The organism is Streptomyces endocoffeicus, from assembly GCF_016741935.1.
GTDB classification, from domain to species: domain Bacteria; phylum Actinomycetota; class Actinomycetes; order Streptomycetales; family Streptomycetaceae; genus Streptomyces; species Streptomyces endocoffeicus.
In genome coordinates this window covers 234,693-254,079 of sequence record NZ_JAERRG010000008.1, presented here as the reverse complement: position 1 = coordinate 254,079, position 19,387 = coordinate 234,693, and the positions used below count along the sequence as shown (strand labels likewise).

Here is a 19,387-nt window from a genome sequence, read left to right as displayed (position 1 = left end):
CCGACTGAGCCGCCGCCGCCACCGCGATACTGCTGCCATGGACCCGCATCTGCTCCGCACGTTCATCTCCGTGGCCCGCTGCGGATCCTTCTCCGACGCCGCCCATGAGCTGGGCTTCACCCCGGCGGCGGTCTCCGAGCACATCGCGTCCCTCGAAGCGGATCTGCGGACGTCGCTGCTGACCCGTCGGCCGGTCATGCTCACCAGCGCGGGCGCCCGGCTGCTGGAACACGCCGGTCCGCTGCTGCTCCGTCTGGACGCGGCGCGGGCCGACGTCGAGCGGCTGTCGGGGTCCGGCGCCGCCCGGCTGGTCGTGGGGGCCTCGCCGCTGGCGATGACCCCGAGAATCGCCGCCGCCCTGGACCGGGTGCGCCAGGCGCATCCGGCCGCCAAAGCCTCGCTGCGGATCCTCGGCCGCCGGGAGATCCCGGCCGCGGTGGCGTCCGGCACCCTCGACCTGGGGCTGATCGACGGCCCGGCCACCCCCGCCGACGCCCTGCCGCTGCCCGAGGTGGGCCCGCTCACCGCGGTCACGGTCGCGGAGGCCCCGCTGGTGGTGACCCTGCCCACCGGCCACCCGCTGGCCCGCCGCCTCGGCCTGCGGCTGGCCGACCTCGCCGACGCCCAGTGGCTGGACGCCCCGGACGCCGCCATGCCGCTCGAGCAGCTGCGCGCGGTCAGCCGGACCGACGGCTTCCGCGCCTCGCTGACGTACGAGGGCACCGATGTCCGCGGCCTCCTCGCCCTCACCGCCGCCGGCCACGGCCTGGCCCTCCTCCCCCACCCCGCCGCCAAGGGCACCCCCGGCATCGTCACCGCCCCCTTGATCGCCCCCCGCCTCCTCCACCGCACCGAACTCCTCCACGGCCCCGCGGTCGACGGCCCGGCGCGGACGCTGGCGGCGGTGGTGACGGGGGATCGTCACCGGTATGGGTGATCCCGGGGCCGGATCCGCGCACGCCGCGTATCGGCCGCGATAGACCTCGCGTCCCGACACCCGGTGGAGGATTTGATGAGCACACGACCACCCGCGTACCAGGCCGACGATCCCGAGACCGCCCTCAAGTACGCGGTCCAGCGCATCCGGGGCTTCGACCGCGTACAGGTCATCGAGGGGTTCATCGAACCGCTGTCGCCGGCCTGGGACCACGAGAGCACGATCGCGGAGGTCCGGGAGCGCATCGCGCCCAAGGTGAACGCCCTGGGCTGCATGGCGGGATCAGGCGATCTGGACCTTCCCGGCACCCCCAACTGGTTTGTGCCGGACCTCGCCGTCGTCCCCCGGGAACTCGCCGAGGACGCCGGGGCCCTGCTCCCCGACCAGACCCTCCTGATCGTCGAGGTGACCTCCGACTCGAACGGGGACACCGACCGGATCGTCAAGCGGCGCCGCTATGCCGAGTACGGCGCCCCGCTGTACCTCCTGATCGACCGGCAGCAGCGCACCTGCACGCTCTATTCGGTACCCGGGAACCTCGGCTACACCAAGGTGGACGGCCCCCACCCCTTCGGCACCCCGCTTCCGCTCCCCGAGCCGTTCGGCCTGGAACTGGACACCTCCAAATTCTGAATTCCGATGGGCGTCAGCCGCCCGCGAGGCGGGTTCTGACCAGGGTCAGGACCTCCTCGTCGGAGAGGCCCAGGGCGCGGGCCTGGTCCACCAGGCCCTGGACGCCCTCCAGGAGCCGGGCGCGGGCCGTGGGCTGGTCGCCGGTGACGACCGCGCCGCGGCCGCGGCGGAGTTCGATCAGGCCCTCCTCGCGGAGCCGTTGGTAGCCGCGCAGGACCGTGTGGACGTTGACGCCGAGGGATTCGCCGAGCGCGCGGGCCGCGGGGAGGCGTTCGCCGGGGCGTACGGTGCCGTCGGCGATCGCGCCGCGTACGGAGGCGGCGATCTGGTCGGCCAGCGGGACCGCGGAGCCGGGGTCGACGCGGAAGAGCATCTCAGCCGCGCTCCCCCGCCGCGGGGCGGTCCCGCTCGATCAGGGTGTTGAGCAGGGCGGCGGCGGTGGCGGCGTCGTCCACCGTCACCGCGAACTCCCGGCCCGTGGCGAGCGTCAGGAACAGCGCGTCGCCGGAGCGGAACACCAGGGCGCTGCCGCCGCCGCGGATCCGGTAGCCCCAGCCGCCGAGGCTCAGCGCGGCGGCCTCGCGGCTGGTGGCCCGTTCGATCCGGTCCAGCGGTATCCGCATCCGGGGCCGTGGGGCGAACCATGAGGCCACGGCGAGGCCACGGCGGTCGACGGTCACCCGGCAGCGGGCCAGTGGCGTGCAGATCAGCCCGATGACGATCAGCCACGCCCCCGTCCCCGGGCCCACGGCGACCAGCACGGCGCCCAGCAGCGTGGTCCCCGCCCCCACGGCGAGCAGCACGGGCGATCCGACAGAGCGCGTCCAGGTGGCCGCCTCGCCCTTGGCCAGCGGGAGCCGGGGCACGGCGGCCCCCTTCCCGGGGTCGGTCCCGGACGCCGCGTCCCGGCTCGCGAGCAGCCAGCCCAGCGCGCCCATGGCGGCCGCGACGGCGAGGGCGATGCCCAGTTGCCACAGGGGCTGGGAGACCCGGGAGGCGCGGGTGGCGTCGGCGTTGGCGAAGAGCAGGGCGGCGAAGGCGTAACCCAGCAGGCCGGACATGCCGTAGCCGAGGGCGACCGCGAACCGCTGGACGCCGAGGCCCTTGGTCAGGCGGAGGGTGGGTACGAGGGTGAGGAGGCCGGAGCCGAGGAGGACGGCGGTGACCACCGAGAGGAACGCACCCGTTCCGGTGAATCCGTCGGCCTTCCCGTCCGCGCCGAAATGCGTGGCGAGCGGATCCGGCAGCCGGTCGCGCAGCCCGGCGAAAGTCGCCACGACCACGGCCCATGCCAGCACAAAGGGCAGAGCGACGACCAGCGCGCGCCGTCGGACAGGACGCATATCGACCCCCTCGCTTCACCATATGTTTCCCCACTTGTTTGCATACTAAGAGAACAATGCCGAGTGGAGAACCGTCACTCCTTCCACCTCCCCCGTCGCGTGCGCATCTCATATGTGAGATAGCCTCTCCTCCATGACCGACGACTACCTCTCACGTATCGGCAAGCTCATCCGTGACGCCCGTCAACACCGGGGCTGGACCCAGTCCCAGCTCGCGGAGGCACTCGGCACAAGCCAGAGTGCGGTCAATCGCATTGAGCGGGGAAACCAGAACATCAGTCTTGAGATGATCGCCAGGATCGGCGAGGCCCTGGACAGCGAGATCGTCTCCCTCGGCTACGCGGGCCCGATGCACCTCCGGGTGGTCGGCGGCCGCCGGCTGTCCGGGGCCATCGACGTCAAGACGAGCAAGAACGCGTGTGTGGCGCTGCTGTGCGCCACGCTCCTCAACGCGGGCCGTACGACACTGCGGAGGGTCGCCAGGATCGAGGAGGTCTACCGCATCCTCGAGGTTCTGGGCAGCATCGGCGTCCGCACCCGCTGGATCAACGACGGCGCCGATCTGGAGATCGTGCCGCCCGCCGAGCTGGACCTCGAGGCCATGGACACCGAGGCCGCGCGCCGGACGCGCAGCGTCATCATGTTCCTCGGCCCGCTGCTGCACCGGATGGATCGCTTCCGGATCCCCTACGCGGGCGGTTGCGACCTGGGCACCCGCACCGTGCAGCCGCATATGACCGCCCTGCGCCACTTCGGCCTCGAAGTGACCGCCACCGACGGGATGTACCACTCCCACGTCGACCGCTCGGTCGCCCCCACCCGCGCCATCGTGCTGACCGAACGCGGCGACACCGTCACCGAGAACGCGCTGCTGGCGGCCGCCCGGCACGACGGTGTCACGGTGATCCGCAACGCCTCGTCCAACTACATGGTCCAGGATCTCTGCTTCTTCCTGGAGGAGTTGGGCGTCAAGGTCGAGGGCGTGGGCACCACGACGCTGACCGTCCACGGCGTGGCGCGCATCGACCGCGATGTCGACTACTCGCCCTCCGAGGACCCGGTCGAGGCGATGAGCCTGCTGGCCGCCGCCGTCATCACCGAGTCGGAGCTGACGATCCGCCGGGTGCCGGTGGAGTTCCTGGAGATCGAGCTGGCCGTCCTGGAGGAGATGGGGCTGGACCACGAGCGCGGCGGGGAGTACGCGGCGGACAACGGCCGCACCCGGCTGGTCGATCTGACCGTGCGCCCGTCCAAGCTGCAGGCCCCCATCGACAAGATCCACCCGATGCCGTTCCCCGGCGTCAACATCGACAACGTGCCCTTCTTCGCGGCGATCGCGGCCGTCGCCCAGGGCTCGACCCTGATCCACGACTGGGTCTACGACAACCGCGCGATCTACCTCACCGAGCTCAACCGCCTCGGCGCCCACGTCAAACTCCTCGACCCGCACCGCGTCCTGGTCGAGGGCCCCACCCGCTGGCGCTCCGCCGAGATGATGTGCCCGCCCGCCCTGCGCCCCGCCGTGGTCGTCCTGCTGGCGATGATGGCCGCACCGGGCACCTCCGTGCTGCGCAACGTGTACGTCATCAACCGCGGCTACGAGGACCTCGCGGAGCGGCTGAACTCGATCGGCGCCCAGATCGAGACCTTCCGCGACATCTGAGAGGAGTTGACGGCATGACGGGCAGCCAGGTGCTGCGGGCACACGACCGGTCGGTGTCGCGCTGGAAGAACGGTGGTGGTCTGACCCGAGAGGTCGCCGCCGACGCCTCCGGCGCGGGTATGGAGGACTTCGTCTGGCGGGTGAGTCTCGCCGACATCGCCCGGAGCGGTCCGTTCTCCTCCTTCGCGGGCGTGGACAGGATCATCACCGTCGTGGACGGGGCGGGGATGGAGCTGATCGTCGACGGTGTCCCGCACACCATGGCCGACGCGTACGAGCCCTTTTCCTTCCGGGGCGACGCGGTCACCGACTGCCGGCTGCTCTCGGGTCCCACTGTCGACCTCAACGTGATGACACGGCGCACCCGCGCGACGGCACACGTCCGAATGGCGCGTGCGGGGTTCTCCGTCGTCCCGCGGACCGGGGTCCTGGTCCTCGTGATCGCCTTGACGGGCACGGTGGGCGTCGAGGAGTCCGACGTCACCCTCGGCGGGCTCGACGCCGTCCTGTTCTCGGACCGCGACGCCGCCACCCTTCGCGTCGACGGGGTGGCGGCGGTCGTCACCGTCACCACCGCCCCCGGCTCGCCCGGGACGTGACCGGGCCGTCAGGTCTTGCGCAGGTCGGGGGCGGGAACCCCGATGAGCAGGCCGCGCACGGCATTCCAGGCCGCACGCAGAGCGCGGGTGACCGCCGGCGGGTCGCTGCCCATGATCCGCGCCCATGCTCCGCAGTCGTCGGGCAGCACGCTCACGCCGAAGGCCTGGCCGGTGGTCAGCAGGGCCTCGTGCAACGTGTCGGCGACCCGCGCCGCGGGGGCGAGCGGGGTGACCGCGTAGAGCGTGGCCATCAGGTCGTACCCGCCGAACACCGCCGGGCCGGTCACCGAGCCCGGCTCGCGCGGATCCAGCCGGACGGTGTCGACCACCAGCAACTCGCCGTCGGGGCGCGCGATCTCCAGGTCGCTGAACAGCAGGCGGTAGGCGTGCCGTTCGCCCCGGGCCAGTCGGCCGGCCGCGATCGTCTCGCCCAGCACCACGGTGGCCGTGGGGTCGGCGGTCACGCGGGTCTGCTGGTAGAAGCGCGAGTCCCGGTACGGGATCAGCGGGTCGGGCAGGTACTCGACGTAAGCGTGCGCGGCGGCGGTGAGATGGACGACCTGGGTGGCGTGGTCGAACTCCATCCGGTGCAGCTTGGTGGCGGCCTGCGTCGTCAGATGTACGGCCGTGTCGGGGCCGCATTCGATGTCGACGCGGTTGCGGTCGGCCTGGACGATGCCGCCGCCGGTGGACATCAGATACGTCACCGGCATGTCCGGCCGCTGCGGGTCCACGTACAACGGCCGCATGATCTGCAACGGGGACTTCTGGTAGCGGTCGACGAGTTCGCTGCGGTCGCCGACCCGCGCGTAGCGCAGTTCGAGCAGGCCGACCTTGCCGGGGCGCCCGGCGGCCAGGGTGTCCGGAGTGCCGGTCAGGTCGAGCATCCGGGCCGGTACCCGCCGGGGTTCGTAGTGTGCGGGGTGCAGCCGCGCGGGCGCCTCGGTCATGCGGAAGCCGCCTCCTGGCCGACCCGCTGGGCGGCTTCCTGGGACAGGAGGAAGTCGGCGATGATGTCCAGGCCCTCTCCGGTCAGGGAGTTGGTGAGCACCACTGGCCGGCCCTGCCGGACGTGATGGGCGTCCGACTCCATCCGGGCCAGGTCGCACCGTACGTACTGGGCAATGTCGATCTTGTTGATGACGAGCAGCTCGCACTCGGTGATGCCCGGCCCCCGCTTGCGGGGCATCTTGTCGCCCTCCGCGGTGTCCAGCACGAACAGGAAGAGGTCCACGAGTGCCGGGCTGAAGGTGAGCGTCAAGTTGTCGCCGCCGCTCTCGAAGAGCAGCGTGTCCACCTCGGGGAAGCGCTCCAGGATCTCATCGGCCGCGGCCTGGTTCATCGTCGGGTCGTCCCGGACCGCGGTGTGCGGACAGGCTCCGGTCTCGACACCGACGATGCGGTCCGCGTCGAGGATCCCGTCCAGGGTGCGCCGGACGTGGGCGGCGTCCTCGGAGGTGTAGATGTCGTTGGTGATCACGGCAGGAGTCCGGCCGCGCCCGATCAGCACCGGGACGAGCGCCTCGATCAGCGCGGTCTTGCCGGAGCCGACCGGCCCGGCGACGCCGACGCGCAGCACGCCGTCCTTCGGGCGCCGCACGAACTCGTCGTGGTCGTGGTCGTGGTGGTGGTCGTGGTGGTGGGAGCCTCGGACCTGAGTGGGGTCGTGCATGGTGATCCTTGTCCAGAGTGGTGGATGTCTTCGCGGTGGCGGGCGGGGCAGGTCGGGGCACCGGTGCCCCGCCGGAGAACGTCCGCCTGCCAGGGCATCAGCTCGCGAACAGCCGTGCCTCGGCGCGTTCGTGACGGCCGGCCATGACGTCGGCCACGGGGACGCATCCGCCGAGGTCGGCCAGGTCCCGGTCCAGCGCCGCGGCCATGGTCTCCTCGATCACGGGGGCGGCGCCGTGCAGCACGACCTGGGCCCGGCGGTGGTCGGTGAGCCGCAGTCGCAGGGCGGCCCCCACGAAGCTGGCCGCGAAGGCGAACAGCTCACAGGTGACCGCCTGGCGCGTGGTGAGGCCGTTCGCCGCGTGGACGACGCCGGCGACGACCGGCTGGCAGCCACGTACCGCACCGTCCCGGTGCAGCGTGCGGTACCGCTCGAGCTGCGGCGTCCCGTAGACCTCACCGGCCAGGTCGAGCAGTTGCCGTCCGGTGCGGACGGCGGCCTGCCGGGCCTCCCGGCCCAGCTTGGTCGCGTACAGCCGCCGTTCCACGGCCACCACCTCGGCCCAGTCGTCCGCCGTCACCGCGCGGTGAGTGAGGGCGAGGGCGGTCGCGTCGGCCGGCCCCGCGCTGTGCCGGAGCAGGTCGTGGAGGAGGAGGGGCAGGCTGCGCGGGGTGACCGCACGGGCCTGCTGGAAACCCTCCAGCCCGTGGGAGAGGGTGTAGTAGCCGCTGGGGAAGGCCGAGTCGGTGAGCTGGAGCCCGGTCAGCAGCGCCGGGATCGGCATCGGTTCGTTCACGCCGGGTTTCCGTTCCTGCCGGGTGGCCGTCCGTCGAGGTCGGGCCGCGGGGTCCGCGGGGCACGCGGTGGCCCCCGCGGACCTTCCTCGGGGTGCGTCGGACGGCGTACGTGTCAGACGATGTATGTGTCAGACGATGTAGAAGAGCTGGTTGAGCGGGAGGCGCTCGGCCGGCTCGATGGTGGCGGGCTCGCCGTCGACGGTGACCTTGTAGGTCTCCGGATCCACCTCGATGCGCGGCAGCGCGTCATTGCGGACCATGTGTTGCTTGCCGATGCTCCGGCAGCGCCGCACCGGCTCGATCCGCCGCCCCAGTCCCAACTCGCCGGGGACGCCGGCGGCGATGGCCGCCTGGGACATGAAGGTGACCGAGGTGCGCTGCTTGGCGCGGCCGTAAGAGCCGAACATCGGCCGGTAGTAGACCGGTTGGGGCGTCGGCAGGGAGGCGTTGGGGTCACCCATCAGGGCCCAGTTCACCATGCCGCCCTTGATGATCAGCTTGGGCTTGGCGGCGAAGGAGTTGATCGGCCAGAGCACGATGTCGGCGAGCTTGCCGGGCTCCAGCGAGCCGATCACGTCGGCGGCGCCCACCGCGATCGCCGGGTTGATGGTGAGCTTCGCCAGGTAGCGCAGCACGCGCGCGTTGTCGTTGCGGGAGCTGTCCTCGGCCAGCGCACCGCGCATCGCCTTGCAGTGGTGCGCCGTCTGGAAGGCACGGGCGAAGGACTCGCCGACCCGGCCCATGGCCTGGGAGTCGGAGGAGAAGATGCTGATCACGCCGAGGTCGTGCAGCACTGTCTCGGCCGCGATGGTCTCGGCGCGCACCCGGCTGTCGGCGAACGACACGTCCTCGGGGATGTCGCGGGACAGATGGTGACAGACCATCACCATGTCGAGCAGCTCGTCCACCGAGTTGATGGTGTACGGCAGGGTGGGGTTGGTGGAGGACGGCAGCACGTTGGGCTCGCCGGAGACCCGCATGATGTCGGGGGCGTGACCGCCGCCCGCACCCTCGGTGTGGAAGGTGTGGATGGTCCGGCCGTCGATCGCGGACAGGGTGTCCTCGAAGAAGCCGCCCTCGTTGAGGGTGTCGGTGTGGATGGCGAGCTGCACGTCGTGCTCGTCGGCGACCCGCAGCGCGTTGTCGATGACGGCGGGGGTGGCGCCCCAGTCCTCGTGCACCTTCAGACCGGCCACGCCCGCCTCGACCTGCTCGCGCAAGCCCTCGGGCAGGCTGCCGTTGCCCTTGCCGAGCAGACCCACGTTGACCGGCAGGTCCTCGACCGCCTCCAGCATCCGGTGGATGTTCCAGGGGCCGGGGGTGCAGGTGGTGCCGTTGCTGCCGTCGGTGGGACCGGTGCCGCCGCCGAAGAAGGTGGTGATGCCGTTGGACAGGCCCTCCTGGGCCTGCTGCGGTGAGATGAAGTGGATGTGGCTGTCGATGCCACCGGGGGTGGCGATCAGATGCTCGCCGGAGATCACCTCGGTGCCCGGACCGATGACCAGCTTGGGGTCCACGCCGTTCTGCGCGTGGGGGTTGCCGGCCTTGCCGACGCCGACGATGAGGCCGTCGCGGACACCGATGTCGCCCTTGACGACGCCCAGGACCGGATCGAGGACCACCACGTTGGTGATCACCAGGTCCAGAGCGCCCTCGCGACGCAGCGCCGCGGGGTCCTGGGCCATGCCGTCGCGGATGGCCTTGCCGCCGCCGTAGACGGCCTCTTCCCCGTAGGAACCGGCGTTGTGGTCGTACTCGACCTCGACCACCAGGTTGGTGTCGGCGAGGTGGAACCGGTCACCCACGGTGGGGCCGAACAGGTCGGTGTACTGCTTGCGCGGGATGATCGCCATCAGTGATCGGCCCCCTCGTTCTCGGTGTCGGCGAATCCCAGCTGTTCGGCGCGGCGCAGCGCGGCACGCCTGGTGTCGTCGGCGTTGAGTCCGCCGTCGACGAGTCCGGAGAAGCCGACGAGCCGCCGGGTTCCGCCGAAGGCGACCAGCTCGACCTCGCGGGTGTCGCCGGGTTCGAAGCGCACGGCGGTACCCGACGGGATGTCCAGGCGCATGCCGTACGCGGCCTCGCGATCGAACCGCAGCGCGCGGTTGACCTCGAAGAAGTGGTAGTGGGAGCCGATCTGGACGGCGCGGTCACCGGTGTTGGCGACGGTGAGTCCGACCTTGGCCCTGCCCGAGTTGATCTCCACGGGGTCGTCCCCGTAGAGGTAGTGAGCTCCACCCGACATCGTTCTCTCCTCCTTTCAGACGGTGTGTCAGACGGTGTTTCCGGCGGTGTTTCCGGCGGTGTTTCCGGCGCCGATGGGGTCGTGGCAGGTGACCAGCTTCGTCCCGTCCACGAACGCCGTCTCGACCTGGAGGACGGTGAGCATCTCGCGCACCCCGGGCATGACGTCGTCGGCCGTGACGACCTTGCGGCCCAACTCCATGCACTCGGCCACGGTGTGGCCGTCGCGGGCGGCTTCCAGGACGGCCTCGGTGATCAGGGCGGCTGCCTCGGTGTAGTTGAGTTTGGTGCCCCGGGCCCTGCGGCGCCGGGCCAGGTCGGCCACCACATAGACATGGAGCTTGTCGATTTCGCGCGGTGCGAGGTTCATGGCGTCACTTCGCTTTCTCGAACGAGATGCCCGGCCGGTCCAGGGCTGGAACGGCGGCCAGGAAGAGCCAGGTCGTCACGACGAACGGCCAGGTGAAGGGAGATCCGCCGGAAGGCTGGGCGAATGCCTGCCAGGCGGCCGTGAAGGGGACCGAGGCCACGGCGGCGAGCGCGGCGTACCCCGCGGTCCACGGAGTGCGGGTCAGGAAGGTGGCGGCCAGTGCGATGGCGACGAGCACCGCGTTGTAGCCGTAGAGCCCCTCGCTGATCCGTGTCGCGGGCAGGCCCATGGCGCAAGCGGTCAGGATCGCGGCGACGCTGCCGCAGGCGGCGGCGACGGCGGCCCCCCAGGACGCGACGAGCAGTCCGACGAGCAGGATGAGGCCCGCGTACCACTTGTCGAGGAGGAAGACCTGACCGACGTTGTCGCAGAACGCGTGGCCGAGTTGCGAGGCCGAGAGGGTCGTAACCCCATCGCCGGGGAGCGGTGGTGCGGCGGCGGCCGGCGCGGTCGGCAGGGCGAGCGCCAGCACCCCGGCGACCAGACAGAACGGGGCCGTCAGCGCGGGCAGACCGACGCGGCCCAACAGGCGGCCGACCGCCGCGCCCAGCACCGCGCAGACCGCCGCGGCGAGGACGGCGAGCAGTGCGGTCCGCCAGGAGGCGCCGAGCCGGACGGCTATGGCGATGCCGGTCAGGCAACCGCTGTAGCCCTCAAGGCCGTTGGCCAGGCCGTCCCGGTCGGCGCCCAGCACGAACGCGGCCACGGTGGACGCCGCCGCGCCGATCAGGCCGTACACGCCGATCCGCCAGCCGCCCGCGAACAGCGCGGCGGTGAACAATAAGCCGGTCCACGGGCTCGCGCTGAGTGCCACCTGTGCGACGCCCCGCAGCTGTATCCGTCCCACATCGGCCGGAGCCCAGCTTCTGGGCTGCGGCACCTGCCCTGTTGTAGGCATGCCTTCCCCCTGACGGGAATACCCGGAATTCACCAACACCCCTTGAACCAAAAGGGGGGTGGCGCTTGATCAACAACTTTTTGGAGCCTACGCCCGGAATTGCGAGGAAGGTCGACGACAGTTGGTGGCCGACTGGATACGCAGTGGAATAGTCCCTGATGGTGGGGGGATGCGTGCGAGCCAGGATATCCAAGTCTTGACTTTCGTTGGGGAGTCCTTGGAACTACCGGGGCGAAAATTCGACCAAGTGGAATCGGCAAAGTCCCCCCGCACTCACCGCTGTTCCGAGCGGGCGTGAATTCCGTAGTCCGCCGGTGCGGTTCTCGGGGCAGTGCCGGACCGGGCCACCGGGGCGCCGCCACCGGGGCGCCGCCCTCGGGGCCGCCCGGACGGCCGGCGTACCGGCGTACCGGCGTACCGGCGTACCGGCGTACCGGCGTGCCGCCGTGGCACACCGGCACCCGCGGCCCGCTCACCCCGGGGCGGCGAAGGGCTGTTTAAATAAATTAGGAATAATTCTTGACAGGGTTTCGGCCGCGGGCCACAGTCTTCGCCGTGACGCCGACGACGCCCTGTCCGAGGGCGGCCGCGTCATGTCTCCTTCCTGCTTCCCAACCCTCGGGAGAGGCACGTGACTTCACCCCCGCCCGCACGGAGACCCCGCCACCGCACCCTCGCCCGCGGCGCCGTCGCGACCGCGATCGCCGTGGTCCTGGCGACGGCCGCGAACCCCACGGCCACGGCCGCACCCGCTGTGGACCGGGGCGCCACCGCCGTGGACCAGCGGGCACCCGCCGTCGACCAGGGCGCGCCCGACTACTACGACAGCGGGCTCGCCCCGACGCCCTACATGGGCTGGAACACCTACTACGGATTGGGGGCGCCCACCGAGAAGGAGGTGCGGTCGGTCGCCGACCGGCTCGTCAGCAGCGGGTTGCGCGACAGTGGGTACGACATCGTGTGGCTGGACGGCGGCTGGCAGGCCGACAACCCGCGTGACGCGCGGGGGCGGCTGGCGGCCCACCCGGACCGCTTCCCCTCCGGTATCCCGGCCCTCGTCTCCTATCTGCACCAGCGCGGTCTGCGGGCCGGTATCTACACCGACGCCGGCACCTACGACGGCGGCAAGAGCTGCGGCCTCGGCAGCCGTGGCCACTACACCGAGGACGCGCGGCAGTTCGCGGACTGGAAGATCGACGCGATCAAGGTCGACTTCCTGTGCGGCATCGGCGAGAAGCTCGATCCGGGCCCGGCCTTCCAGGAGTTCGGCGACGCGGTCGCGAAGTCCGGGCGCCGGATGCTGCTGAACCTGTGCAATCCGCTCACCGACGACTGGGGTCTGCCGCACACGCCCGAGCAGGACGCGCACAACGCGTACGCCTACGCCCCGACCATCGCGGACTCCTGGCGCACCGGCACCGATATCGCCTGGGGCACCCCGAGCCCCGGTCAGTGGCCCAATGTGCTGCGCAACATGGACGCCAACGCCTGGCACCCCGAGGCGCAGGGGCCCGGTCACTACAACGACCCCGACTACCTCATCCCCATGCGCCGCATGGCCGACGGCTCGCTTGAGCTGACGGAGGAGGAGTCCACCACGCAGCTGGTGATGTGGGCCGAGATGGGCTCCCCGCTCGTCATCGGCTCCGACCCCCGCGCCCTGTCCGATCCGATGCTCCGGACGCTACGCAACCCGGAGATCATCGCCGTCGACCAGGACCCACTGGCCGTCCAGGGCGTGCGGGTGGCCACCGACTCCGTCGGCGACGTCTACAGCAAGGTCCTCTCGGGCCACGGGCGGCGCGCCGTCGTCCTGCTCAACCGCTCGGACCGACCGGCCGAACGGACGGTGACCTTCTCGGATGTGGCGCTGGGCGGCCCGGTCGCGGTGCGCGATCTGCGCGCGCGTACCGGCCGCGGGACGCACACCGGGTCGTACACCGTCGAGGTGCCGGCGCACGGCACCGCGTTCCTCACGCTCACCGGCGCGGACGCCCTCCCCGGCGCGGATCTGGGCCGGAAGGCCTCGGCGAGCCCGGCCGTCGTACGCGACGGCGAGGCGCTGACCACCTTCTTCCGCGGACCGGGCGGCGCCCTCGTCCAGCACACGGACGACGGCGGCGACGGCGGGCCGCGAACGAAGGACCTCGGCGGTCCGGTACGCGGGAGGATCCTCGGGCAGCCCGCCGCCCACGCCTCGGCGGGCGGGCGGATCGACGTCTTCGTGCGGGGCGCCGACTCCCGGGCGTACCGGCGGGTCTTCGCGCACGGGCGCTGGGGCGGCTGGGAGGACCTCGGCGGGAGGCTGACCGACGCGCCCTCGGTGGCGTTCACCGACGCGGCGCATTGGACGCTGACCGCGCGCGGCGCGGACGGGCGGATCACCCAGCGGGGGCCGTCGTCCGGCTGGTCGTCGCTCGGCGCGCCGGGCGACCGGCCGACGTACGGCAGGCCGTCGGCCGTCGTCGACGCGCGAGGGCGGGTCCACGTGACCGTCCGGACCTCGGCGGACGAGGTGTGGACGCGGTCGCGTGACGCCTCCGGGCAGTGGTCGGAGTGGAGTTCGCTCGGCGGGACGGTGAGCGGCAGCCCGACGCTGGTCGCGGTGGGCGACGCGGTGGTGCTGTACGCGCGGGCCGGCGACTGCACGCTCTGGCAGCGGCGGTACGAGGACGGCGGCTGGCAGGGGTGGACCGAGCGGCAGGAGTTCCCCGGCGCCGCGTTCGACGGTGCGCTCGGGGCGGTCGCGGGTCCGGACGGCGCGGTCGACGCCGTGTACCGCGGGGTCGATGGCTCCGTACACCGAACCCAGTTCAAATAAATTAGGAATTAATATTGACGTGGTGCGAGCGCCACGCGAATCTGGATCCGCCACGAGCGCGCCCCGGCCCCGTCAGCGGGTCCGGGCCCCGCCGAGTGGATCCACAAGGAGCACCTGATGACGAACGCACACCCCAGCCGACGGCTGTTCCTCGGCGGCCTCGGCGCCGCCGGGACCACGGCGCTGCTCAGCGGCTGTGTCACCGCCGCCTCCTCCGGCAAGAGCTCCTCCGGGGGCGGCGCGGTGACCTTCCAGTCCAACCTGTCCGCGCCGCAGGCGAAGGCGGCGATGGAGGACCTCGTCGCCGCCTACGCCAAGGAGGGCTCCGGGCGCGCGACCCTCAACACCGTCGCCGCCGAGACCTTCCGCACCCAGCTGCCCACCTATCTCACCTCCGCCAACCCGCCCGATGTGTACACCTGGTACCCGGGCTCGGTGGCGGACGCCTACGCGGGCAAGAACCTGCTGCTCGACCTCGGCGAGGTGTGGACCTCCTCGCCCGACCTCAAGCGCTACTCCAAGGCGCTGACCACCCAGTGCACCTCGACCGCCGGAAAGAAGGTCTTCGTCCCCAGCACCTACTACTGGTGGGGCATGTTCTACCGGAAGTCCCACTTCGCCAAGTGGGGCGTCAAGGAGCCCAAGAGCTGGGACGACTTCCTCGACCTGTGCGACAAGCTGAAGTCCAGGGGCGTGACGCCGATCGGCCTCGGCGCCGGCAGCAACACCCCCTGGGTGGCCTCCGCCTGGTTCGACTACCTCAACATCCGTATCAACGGCGCCGACTACCACCGCCGGCTCCTCGCCGGAAAGCGGCGCTTCGACGACCCCGAGGTGCACAAGGTCTTCGACCGCTGGCGGGAGGCGCTCCCCTACTTCGACCCCGACGGCACCGCCCTCGCCTTCCAGGACGCCACGACCGCCCTGCTCGCCGGCCGGACCGGCATGATGCTCATCGGCACCTTCTTCGCCGACGCCGCGCCCAAGGGCGCCCTCGACGACATCGACTTCTTCCGCTTCCCGGTCATCGACCCCAAGGTCCCGCTCGCCGAGGAAGCGCCCACGGACGGCTACTTCGCCAGCGCCCGCACCGGACGCCGTGACAAGGTCTTCGAGCTGCTGCGCTACCTCGCCACGGCCGAGGCACAGGAGATCTACATCAAGGGCTCGTCGGGCACCGTCCTGCCCTGCCACCCGGACGCCGAGGACGCCGGGACCGCGCTCGTGAAGAAGGGCCGCAAGCATGTCGAGGAGGCCGCCGAGATAACCCAGTTCTTCAACCGCGACTCGAGCGACGCCCTCCAGCCCACCGCGGACACCGCGCTGACCAAGTTCCTCGCCAAGCCGAAGAGCATCGGTTCGATCCTCACCGACTGGCAGCGCGACGCCGAGAAGATCTGGAAGGCGTGACGTGGCCGTCCTCACCGCGCCGAAGCGCACGTCCCCGGCCCCGTCCCCGCCCCGCGGCAGGCGGGCCCGGGGTATCCGGCGCACGCCCCCGCTGGTGCTCGCCTTCCTCCTCGTCCCGCTGCTCGCCGAGTCGCTGTGGGTGTTCTGGCCCGCGCTCCAGGGCTTCTACCTCTCCCTGACCAAGTGGGACGGGGTGTCGGCGCCCGAGTTCGTCGGCCTGGGCAACTTCGCCGAGATGGCCCACGACGAGGTCTTCCGCACCGCGGCCGTCGACACCGTGCTGTGGCTGGTGCTGTTCGGCGGCCTGTCGGCGCTCCTCGGTCTCGGCGCCGCGCTGCTCCTGCAGCAGGAGCGCCGGGGCGTGGGCTTCTACCGGGCCGCCCTGTTCCTGCCCGTCGTGTTCTCCCTGGTGGCCACCGCCCTCGTCTGGCAGGCCATCTATCAGCCCGACGGCGTCCTCAACCGGCTCCTGGAGTCGGTCGGCCTGGACAGCCTGCGCCACGCCTGGCTCGCCGACCAGGACACCGCCCTCTACGCGGTGATCGTGCCCGCGCTGTGGCGCCAGGTCGGCTATGTGATGGTGCTGTACCTCGCGGGACTCAAGGGCATCGACCCGGCCCTGTACGAGGCGGCCAAGGTGGACGGCGCCGGGCGGTGGCAGCGCTTCCGGCATGTGACGCTGCCCCAGCTGCGCGGCGTCAACGCCGTCGTCCTGTCGGTGATCATCATCGACTCGCTGCGCTCCTTCGACGTCGTATGGTCCCTGACCCGGGGCGGCCCCTACCACTCGTCCGAACTGCTGAGCACCTATATGTACTCCACCGCCTTCCAGTCCCTGCGCCTGGGATACGGCTCCGCCCTGGCCGTCGTGATCTTCGTGCTGGCCTTCGGCGTCATCGCCTCCTACCTCGTCCGCGCCTTCCGGGAGGCCGACTGATGACGGCACCGCACAGCTCCGCGGCCCTGCGCCGGCGCCGCGCGGCCACCGCCGGCTTCCACCTCGGGGCCGGGGCGCTCGCCACGCTGTGGCTGCTGCCCATCGCCCTGGTCGTGGTGACGAGCCTGCGCTCCTTCGACGACATCTCCGCCCACGGCCTGGGCAGCTGGCCCCGCTCCTTCACCCTCGGCAACTTCCAGCAGGCGTGGAGCGACGGCGGCCAGCAGCGCGCCCTGATCAACAGCCTGGTCGTGACCGTGCCGTGCGTACTGGTGACCCTGGCCCTGGCCGCCATGGCCGCCTTCGCCCTCAGCCGCTACGAGGTGCCCTTCCGCCGCTCCCTGCTGCTGCTGATGCTCGGCGGCAACCTGCTTCCGCCGCAGATCCTGCTCATCCCGGTGTCCAAGCTGAGCGAGCTGATGGGCGTATACGACACCCTGCCCGCCCTCATCGGCGTGCAGATCGGCTTCGGCGTCGGCTTCTACGTCTTCGTCCTGTACGGCTTCATGCGGTCCATCCCGGTCGAGATCCAGCAGGCCGCCGTCGTCGACGGCGCCGGTCCCTGGCAGATCTTCTGGCGGATCATCCTGCCGCTCAGCCGCCCGGCGCTCGCCGCGCTCAGCGCCCTGTCCTTCACCTGGATCTTCAACGATCTGCTGTGGGCCATCACCGTGCTGCGCAGCGACACCAAGATGCCCATCACCGCCGCCCTCATCGGGCTGCAGGGCCAGTTCGTGTCGATGTGGAACGTGATCGCCGCCGGGTCCGTCATCGCCGCGGCTCCCACCGTGGCCGTCTTCCTCCGGTTCCAGCGCCACTTCGTGGCCGGTCTCAACCTCGGAGCGGTGAAGTGACGCCGGACCAGCGCTGGACGCTGCGCACCGACCACACCGGCTACACGGTGCGGCTGTCCCCGGACGGCCCCTGGGCCGAGCTCGACTCCTGGGGCCCGCTCGGCGTCGAGACCGGCCCGTCCGCGCTGGACTGGTCGCACCGCACCCACTTCATCACCCCCGCCGACGCGGCGCCCGCCGAGTACCTGCCGTACGGGCTGCGGCCGTTCACCGGCGCCGAGCTGGTGGCGGCACGCCCCGGCGCGGAGCGCGGCGCGTGGTGGGCCTTCGAGGGGGCCGCGGAGGAGGCGGGGAGCCTGCGGCTCACCTTCACCGACGATGTGCTCGGCCTGCGTACGGTCCTGTGCTACGCCACGGTGCCGGGCACCGATGTCATCCACCGCTGGACCGAGCTCACCTGCACGGGCGACGAGGAGCTGTGGCTGGAGCGTTTCGACTCGGCCGCCGTGAACGTCCCCGTCACCGCCGGAGCCCGGCTGACCTACCTGGCCGGCCAGTGGTCGCAGGAGTTCCAGCGCACCCAACTCACCCTGTCCAGGGGCACGTTCACCATGGGCAGCCGCCAGGGCGTACCCGGACACGCGTACGCGCCCTGGCTCGCGGTCCAGGACGCCGCGGACCCGGGCGACGCCCCCGCCTATGGCCTGGCCCTGGAGTGGCCCGGCAACTGGCACCTCACCGCCGAGGCCGAACCCGGCGGCACCGTACGCATCCGCGCGGGCCGCGTACCGCACGAGGGCCGGGTGCGCCTGGCGCCCGGCGACACCCTCACCACGCCACGGCTCGCCTGCGCCTTCAGCGCCGGGGGTCTGGACGGGCTGTCCCGCGTCTGGCACCGCTACGAACGCCGGCTGACCGGCGAGCGGCTGCACCGCCCCCGCAAGGTCCTCTACAACTCCTGGGAGGCCACCGCCTTCGACGTCGACGCGGCGGACCAGCTGGAGCTGGCGAAGGCGGCGGCGGACATCGGGGCCGAGCTGTTCGTCGTCGACGACGGATGGTTCACCGGCCGCGCCGACGACACCGGCGGGCTGGGCGACTGGTACCCCGACCCGGTGGCGTTCCCGGACGGCTTCGGCCGGTTCGTGGCGGACGTCCGTGCCCTGGGTCTGGACTTCGGCCTGTGGATCGAGCCGGAGGCCGTCAGCCCCGGCAGCGAGCTGTACGCCGAACACCCGGACTGGGCGTACCGGATCGACGGCCGGCCGGCCCGGCTGGTGCGCCACCAGCTCCTGCTCGACCTGGGCCGGACCGATGTCCAGGACTTCGTCATCGCCACCCTGAACCGGCTGCTGACCGGCCATGACATCAGCTACCTCAAATGGGACATGAACCGGCCGCCGACCGAGCGCGGCCGCCCCGGCGCCGGTCCCGCCGACCACCTCGACCTGGACGCCCAGCACGTGGCGGGCTATCTGCGCGTCCTGGACCAGCTGCGCACCGCCCACCCCCGGGTCACCGTCGAGGGGTGCGCGGGCGGCGGCGCGCGCGTCGACCACGCGACGATCGCCCGCACCGACGTCGTCTGGCCCAGCGACAACACCGCGCCGCTGGACCGGCTGGCCGTCCAGTACGGCTTCCTGCACGCCCACGCCCCGCATGTGATGAGCTCCTGGGTCACCGACGCCCCCGGCGTCTTCGACCCCCGTCCGCGCAGCCTCGCCTTCCGCTTCGTCACCGCCATGTGCGGAGTCCTCGGCATCGGCGCCGACCTGCGCCACTGGGACGCCGGGCAGCGCGCCGAGGCCGCCCGCTGGATCGCCCGCTACAAGGAGGTGCGCGATGTCATCCACCTCGGCGAGGCCCGGCTCCTGGGCAGCCCGCTGGACGCCACCTGCGGGGTGCAGTACGACGGACCCGACGGACGCACCGTCGTCGCCGCGCTCGGCACCGGCCGCCTGGACGGCGCCCCGCTCGTCCCGGGACGCCCGGCCCGGCTCCGGCTGCGCGGCCTCGACGCGGCCGCCCGCTACCGGGACGCCGCGTCGGCGACCACCTACAGCGGCGCCCATCTGCTGCACTACGGGCTGCCGTTCGCCTGGAGCGCCGGGCACGACGCGGAACTGGTGGTCCTGACCCGGCAGTAGAGCCCCCGCCCCCGCCCTCGCCCCCGCCCCGCCCGAAGTCCAGCGAAGGAGCCCGACCCCCG

The 19,387-nt window shown here is 71.7% G+C and carries 18 protein-coding genes; 9 read left to right on the top strand and 9 right to left on the bottom strand.

What is annotated here, in order from left to right:
* Positions 1 to 37 precede the first annotated feature (37 nt).
* A complete protein-coding gene (locus JK364_RS21600) occupies positions 38 to 937 on the top strand; it encodes a LysR family transcriptional regulator (protein WP_201852779.1) in 900 nt (299 codons plus the stop codon).
* A 75-nt stretch (positions 938 to 1,012) separates the two neighbouring features.
* Positions 1,013 to 1,570, top strand: coding sequence for a Uma2 family endonuclease (locus JK364_RS21595; RefSeq protein WP_201852778.1), 558 nt, complete (start codon positions 1,013 to 1,015; stop codon positions 1,568 to 1,570).
* A gap of 13 nt (positions 1,571 to 1,583) precedes the next feature.
* On the opposite strand, the gene JK364_RS21590 is transcribed toward JK364_RS21595, so the two are convergent.
* Together JK364_RS21590 and JK364_RS21585 are read right to left on the bottom strand one after the other, a co-directional pair.
* Positions 1,584 to 1,943, bottom strand: coding sequence for a GntR family transcriptional regulator (locus tag JK364_RS21590; RefSeq protein WP_020867895.1), 360 nt, complete (start codon positions 1,941 to 1,943; stop codon positions 1,584 to 1,586).
* Between the two features lies 1 nt (position 1,944).
* Positions 1,945 to 2,913: an SdpI family protein gene (locus JK364_RS21585; RefSeq protein WP_201852777.1), complete on the bottom strand. Its 969-nt coding sequence runs from the start codon at positions 2,911 to 2,913 to the stop codon at positions 1,945 to 1,947.
* 133 nt (positions 2,914 to 3,046) lie between these two features.
* On the opposite strand from JK364_RS21585, the gene JK364_RS21580 reads away from it, so the two are divergent.
* Both JK364_RS21580 and JK364_RS21575 read left to right on the top strand, forming a co-directional pair.
* A complete protein-coding gene (locus tag JK364_RS21580) occupies positions 3,047 to 4,576 on the top strand; it encodes a helix-turn-helix domain-containing protein (RefSeq protein WP_201852776.1) in 1,530 nt (509 codons plus the stop codon).
* Between the two features lie 14 nt (positions 4,577 to 4,590).
* Positions 4,591 to 5,175, top strand: coding sequence for a HutD/Ves family protein (locus tag JK364_RS21575; protein WP_201852775.1), 585 nt, complete (start codon positions 4,591 to 4,593; stop codon positions 5,173 to 5,175).
* 8 nt (positions 5,176 to 5,183) lie between these two features.
* Here JK364_RS21575 and JK364_RS21570 read toward each other — a convergent pair whose 3' ends face one another.
* The 7 genes from JK364_RS21570 to JK364_RS21540 form a co-directional block, all read right to left on the bottom strand.
* On the bottom strand, positions 5,184 to 6,125 hold the full coding sequence (locus tag JK364_RS21570) for an urease accessory protein UreD (protein ID WP_372461973.1): 942 nt from the start codon (positions 6,123 to 6,125) through the stop codon (positions 5,184 to 5,186).
* Positions 6,122 to 6,847, bottom strand: a complete 726-nt coding sequence (gene ureG, locus JK364_RS21565) for an urease accessory protein UreG (RefSeq protein ID WP_230992291.1) — start codon at positions 6,845 to 6,847, stop codon at positions 6,122 to 6,124. The genes JK364_RS21570 and ureG overlap by 4 nt, the downstream gene beginning before the upstream one ends.
* A gap of 97 nt (positions 6,848 to 6,944) precedes the next feature.
* Positions 6,945 to 7,631 carry an urease accessory protein UreF gene (locus JK364_RS21560; RefSeq protein ID WP_230992341.1) on the bottom strand — a complete coding sequence of 229 codons (687 nt, stop codon included), beginning with the start codon at positions 7,629 to 7,631 and terminating at the stop codon, positions 6,945 to 6,947.
* Positions 7,632 to 7,772: 141 nt separating this feature from the next.
* Positions 7,773 to 9,497: an urease subunit alpha gene (gene ureC, locus JK364_RS21555; RefSeq protein WP_201852773.1), complete on the bottom strand. Its 1,725-nt coding sequence runs from the start codon at positions 9,495 to 9,497 to the stop codon at positions 7,773 to 7,775.
* Positions 9,497 to 9,889 carry an urease subunit beta gene (locus JK364_RS21550; protein WP_201852772.1) on the bottom strand — a complete coding sequence of 131 codons (393 nt, stop codon included), beginning with the start codon at positions 9,887 to 9,889 and terminating at the stop codon, positions 9,497 to 9,499. The genes ureC and JK364_RS21550 overlap by 1 nt, the downstream gene beginning before the upstream one ends.
* Before the next feature lie 27 nt (positions 9,890 to 9,916).
* Positions 9,917 to 10,258, bottom strand: coding sequence for an urease subunit gamma (locus JK364_RS21545; RefSeq protein ID WP_201852771.1), 342 nt, complete (start codon positions 10,256 to 10,258; stop codon positions 9,917 to 9,919).
* A 4-nt stretch (positions 10,259 to 10,262) separates the two neighbouring features.
* Positions 10,263 to 11,198 carry an urea transporter gene (locus tag JK364_RS21540; protein WP_307841343.1) on the bottom strand — a complete coding sequence of 312 codons (936 nt, stop codon included), beginning with the start codon at positions 11,196 to 11,198 and terminating at the stop codon, positions 10,263 to 10,265.
* A gap of 649 nt (positions 11,199 to 11,847) precedes the next feature.
* Here JK364_RS21540 and JK364_RS21535 point away from each other — a divergent pair.
* From JK364_RS21535 to JK364_RS21515, 5 genes are all read left to right on the top strand, one after another.
* Entirely contained in the window at positions 11,848 to 14,037 is a 2,190-nt protein-coding gene (locus JK364_RS21535) for a DUF8189 domain-containing protein (protein WP_201852769.1), read from the top strand.
* 117 nt (positions 14,038 to 14,154) lie between these two features.
* Positions 14,155 to 15,447 (top strand): ABC transporter substrate-binding protein, encoded by a 1,293-nt coding sequence (locus JK364_RS21530; protein ID WP_201852768.1) that lies wholly within the window; start codon positions 14,155 to 14,157, stop codon positions 15,445 to 15,447.
* A gap of 1 nt (position 15,448) precedes the next feature.
* Positions 15,449 to 16,384, top strand: coding sequence for a carbohydrate ABC transporter permease (locus JK364_RS21525; protein WP_201852767.1), 936 nt, complete (start codon positions 15,449 to 15,451; stop codon positions 16,382 to 16,384).
* Positions 16,384 to 17,238: a carbohydrate ABC transporter permease gene (locus JK364_RS21520; RefSeq protein WP_201852766.1), complete on the top strand. Its 855-nt coding sequence runs from the start codon at positions 16,384 to 16,386 to the stop codon at positions 17,236 to 17,238. Before JK364_RS21525 ends, JK364_RS21520 begins: the two co-directional genes overlap by 1 nt.
* Entirely contained in the window at positions 17,235 to 19,325 is a 2,091-nt protein-coding gene (locus JK364_RS21515) for an alpha-galactosidase (RefSeq protein ID WP_201852765.1), read from the top strand. The genes JK364_RS21520 and JK364_RS21515 overlap by 4 nt, the downstream gene beginning before the upstream one ends.
* Positions 19,326 to 19,387 lie beyond the last annotated feature (62 nt).

Bases quoted from the DNA above. Each gene is read 5' to 3' on its own strand.
- JK364_RS21585 (WP_201852777.1), bottom strand. From the start codon at position 2,913: ATGCGTCCTGTCCGACGGCGCGCGCTGGTCGTCGCTCTGCCCTTTGTG.
- JK364_RS21520 (WP_201852766.1), top strand. From the start codon at position 16,384: ATGACGGCACCGCACAGCTCCGCGGCCCTGCGCCGGCGCCGCGCGGCC.
- JK364_RS21530 (WP_201852768.1), top strand. From the start codon at position 14,155: ATGACGAACGCACACCCCAGCCGACGGCTGTTCCTCGGCGGCCTCGGC.
- JK364_RS21545 (WP_201852771.1), bottom strand. From the start codon at position 10,258: ATGAACCTCGCACCGCGCGAAATCGACAAGCTCCATGTCTATGTGGTG.
- JK364_RS21580 (WP_201852776.1), top strand. From the start codon at position 3,047: ATGACCGACGACTACCTCTCACGTATCGGCAAGCTCATCCGTGACGCC.
- JK364_RS21575 (WP_201852775.1), top strand. From the start codon at position 4,591: ATGACGGGCAGCCAGGTGCTGCGGGCACACGACCGGTCGGTGTCGCGC.
- JK364_RS21590 (WP_020867895.1), bottom strand. From the start codon at position 1,943: ATGCTCTTCCGCGTCGACCCCGGCTCCGCGGTCCCGCTGGCCGACCAG.
- ureC (WP_201852773.1), bottom strand. From the start codon at position 9,497: ATGGCGATCATCCCGCGCAAGCAGTACACCGACCTGTTCGGCCCCACC.
- JK364_RS21550 (WP_201852772.1), bottom strand. From the start codon at position 9,889: ATGTCGGGTGGAGCTCACTACCTCTACGGGGACGACCCCGTGGAGATC.
- JK364_RS21595 (WP_201852778.1), top strand. From the start codon at position 1,013: ATGAGCACACGACCACCCGCGTACCAGGCCGACGATCCCGAGACCGCC.
- JK364_RS21600 (WP_201852779.1), top strand. From the start codon at position 38: ATGGACCCGCATCTGCTCCGCACGTTCATCTCCGTGGCCCGCTGCGGA.
- ureG (WP_230992291.1), bottom strand. From the start codon at position 6,847: ATGCACGACCCCACTCAGGTCCGAGGCTCCCACCACCACGACCACCAC.
- JK364_RS21560 (WP_230992341.1), bottom strand. From the start codon at position 7,631: ATGCCGATCCCGGCGCTGCTGACCGGGCTCCAGCTCACCGACTCGGCC.
- JK364_RS21570 (WP_372461973.1), bottom strand. From the start codon at position 6,125: ATGACCGAGGCGCCCGCGCGGCTGCACCCCGCACACTACGAACCCCGG.